This is a genomic window from Escherichia sp. MOD1-EC5189, from assembly GCF_002966045.1.
In the GTDB taxonomy this organism is placed as follows: domain Bacteria; phylum Pseudomonadota; class Gammaproteobacteria; order Enterobacterales; family Enterobacteriaceae; genus Escherichia; species Escherichia coli_F.
In genome coordinates this window covers 1-3,309 of sequence record NZ_PTRX01000071.1, presented here as the reverse complement: position 1 = coordinate 3,309, position 3,309 = coordinate 1, and the positions used below count along the sequence as shown (strand labels likewise).

Below are 3,309 nucleotides of genomic sequence, written 5' to 3'. Positions count from 1 at the left end.
CGTGTGAACTCGCTGATGACCTCCCGGTCCAGATTTATCTGCTGGAGATGACCGCTGCCGTAGTACAGATGGCGCTGCGTTCTGCCGTCCGGAAAGGTGGTGGCAGTCCGGTTGCCCAGTTCATCGTACTGATGGGTCAGGACGCCCTGCGCCGTCTCCTCGGTCAGCATCCGCCCCAGTCTGTCGTAACTGAAGCGGATAACTTCCGGCGCGTCAGTTTCGTGCCGCTGGCGGCGGATTTCCAGTAGCTGGTCTGCCGCATCATGGACGTATTCCGTACGGTTATCGGCTGTCTCCTTTGCCGTGAGCCGGCCCGCCGCATCACGTGCCAGCCGGTGACGGATTTCACCGCCCCGGTCCCCGGTGAACACCACTTCCGTGACCGCGTTCAGCGCGTTGTAACGGTACGCCTGGCGGCAGCCGTCCGGGTTTATCTGCTCCGCCAGACGGTCCAGCACATCATGGCGGAACCGGTAGCTTTCTCCGTTCTCGTTTGTCAGCGTGACCAGTCGCCCGTAAGCATCGTACCCGAACGCCGTCCTGCGCCCCGTCGCGTCCGTCCGGCTGCGCACCCGGCCCTGCCCGTCCCGCTGCCAGCGCGTTATCCTCCCCATCGGGCTGGTGTACTTCACCAGCCTGCCCGCCGCGTCCGACTGGTAATTCACCGTACGGCCGTCCGCCAGTATCACCTCCGTCAGGTGGCCGCTGTCGTCATACCCGTAGCGCGTGCTGTGGCTCTGCGCGTCCGTCATTCTGATAAGCCGCGTGCGTTCATCGTAGAACCACGCCGTCTGCGAGCCGGAACAGTCCGTGTGCCGCATGAGCTGCCCGTCTTCGTTCCACTGAAGGTATTTATTCCCCCCACGGGCATCGGTTATCTGTACCACCTGGCCGTGGCGGTCATACTGATACCGGGTGTTCTGCTGCAGCGGGTCGGTCACGGCAAGAAGATTGCCGCGTTCATCGTACTCGCAGCGCCAGCTGTTCCCCGCCGCGTCCACCTCCGTTTCCGGCTGGTGCCACACCGGGTGCCACTGTGTCTGTGCCACCCGCCCCAGCGGGTCGTGCGTCTCCGTGATATGCCCCTGCCGGTCATACACATAGCGCCATTTGCCGCCCTGCGCATCGCTCATTCCCAGTAACAGCCGTTCTTCGTCGCTCCAGCGGAACGTCGTCACCTGCCCGGCTTCGTCCTGGTACGCCGTCACCTGGTTCTGCGCGTCCCACTGATGATAACGCGTGCGCCCCAGCCCGTCCGTCACGCACAGCCTGCGTGCCGCCAGGCTCCACGCCAGCCGGTACTGTTCACCGCTGTCCGTGTGGTGCCCCGTCACCCGCCACACTGCGTCATCCGGGCCTTCATACCAGCCCCACTGGTAATAATACCCTTCGCCGCCGGGCTGGCGGTGCAGGGTCATGCAGTGGTTTTCGTCGTAAGCAAACTCACGCAGCAGGTGCCCCGTGCTGTCGTACACGCCGTTCAGGTCGCCGGCCTCGTCATAGCGGTAACGACGCAGCAGTAAAGGAGCCGTCTCAGGGAAATGCTGATAAATCTGTGTCACCCGCCGGGGATGCGCCGCCAGTTCATAATGCAGACGAATGCACGGACGCTGCTGTTCACCGCTGATTTGCGTGATGCGCCCCAGCTCGTCGTAGTACAGATTCAGACAGTTGCTGTTGCGGTCGCCCAGCATTTTCAGCCGCTGGCGCTGCGGGTGATGCGGGTCGGCTTCAAACAGAAAAAACTGCCCGTCATCGCTGCTGATAAGCCAGTGCCCCTGCTCACCCCGCCGTACTGCCAGTCCTTCGCCGGGGCTGTAAAACCCGCTCCCCGGCAGCACGGCCTCCATATCCAGGCGTCGTCCCATGCCCGACACAAAGGTCATACAGTTTTCGTCAGCAGTACCCGGCGTGCGCTCGAGGCTGACTTCATACATCACGCTCCAGCCCTGCCCGAACATCCCTTCCGTGCGGTCGTCACGACTGCTGTACACGCGCTGCCAGTCCAGCGGAAAGTGGCCCGGCAGACTGAAATCGAAGTCATCGTCATCCGCCAGATATTTGGCTCCGGTGGCGGCATTGACCGGATGCGGAAGGGCACTGATGGCCTTCTGCGTCATCACCCCCATCCCGACACTGGCAGCAAAACAGGCGATTTTAGAAAGCATTTTGCCCGGGCGAAGAAACATCAGCGCCACGGTTGCCACCAGGGTTATCTGCGACCTGCCGCTTCTGATATCCCTGACCACCAGTAACGGACCGCCAATGCGGACATCCGGTGACACAAACGCCCCGTTCCCCGGCTCATTCACCACCCTGGCCTCGCAGGTACAGCGTGCCCCGCTGCGTGCCGCCGGCTGGCTGTTGATACGCACATCCCGCGCGCCTTCCGCGATATATTCCGCTGCGGGCGGCTCGTCATCGCCTTTGAACAGATTACTGATACTACCAATAACCGCATTCACTCCCTGAAAGGCGGTTTCCAGCATACCGCCCGGACTCAACAGGTTAAGGGCCGTTCCCAGGGGGTCATCCAGAAAGGCGGTTTTTTTTTGTGCGAGAAACTGTGTCAGTGAGGAGGGATGTTTATGGCAGTCGATTTTATCGTCAGGGGTCGGGGTGGAGCCCGGGGCCGCACTGGCCACGGTGGGCTGCCATAGTTCCGACACAAAATGTGTCACGCCATCCACCATTTCAGAACGCCCTTCTTCCGTACTGAGCTGGTCGTGCAGCGCCCGGGACATCAGCACAGGCCCTGTCACCGGGTTAACCGCCAGGGCTATGGCCCCCGCCATTTCCAGATATTCCCCGGCCACATCCAGAAACGTTCTGGCATCCTCCTGACGCTGCGCTTCTTCCTGTTCCGCCTTCGCCTGCGCTTCCTGCGCCTCAATGTCCTGCCGCGATGCCGCAGTAGCCGCTGCCCGCGCGGCAGGTTTGCCGTTGATCCATGTGTCGCCAGAGCCGGTGAGGATGTAACCTTCAATCTGAGGCGGGAAAAGCCAGTTCGCCAGTTGCTCACTTTCCCTACTGATTCGGTCATTCCAGCCCTGATACGACATAAATACCGCTGTTGCTATACCGATCGCTAAAATGGTTGAGCAGCCCAGCGTTGCCACTTCAACTCCGCCCAGCGCCGCCATGGTTCCGACAACCAGAACATCCACCAGGGCTGTGGCGGCAACCTCTACAACTGCCCCCAGCACATCTGCCATAAACGACGTATGCAGCAGGGCATCACCCTGCCTTGCCGCCCAGAATGCCTCTTCCATGTCCCGTTCCCTGTGTGATTAATTCGTCCCGGCTTCC

Annotated in this window: 1 protein-coding gene; it reads right to left on the bottom strand. The window is 61.5% G+C overall.

Translation table 11 applies throughout. The features are described 5' to 3' along the window. The coding region (locus ATB02_RS25355) for a DUF6531 domain-containing protein (protein WP_105272393.1) at positions 1-3,272 on the bottom strand (3,272 nt) is incomplete at its 3' end. Between the last annotated feature and the right edge of the window lie 37 nt (positions 3,273-3,309).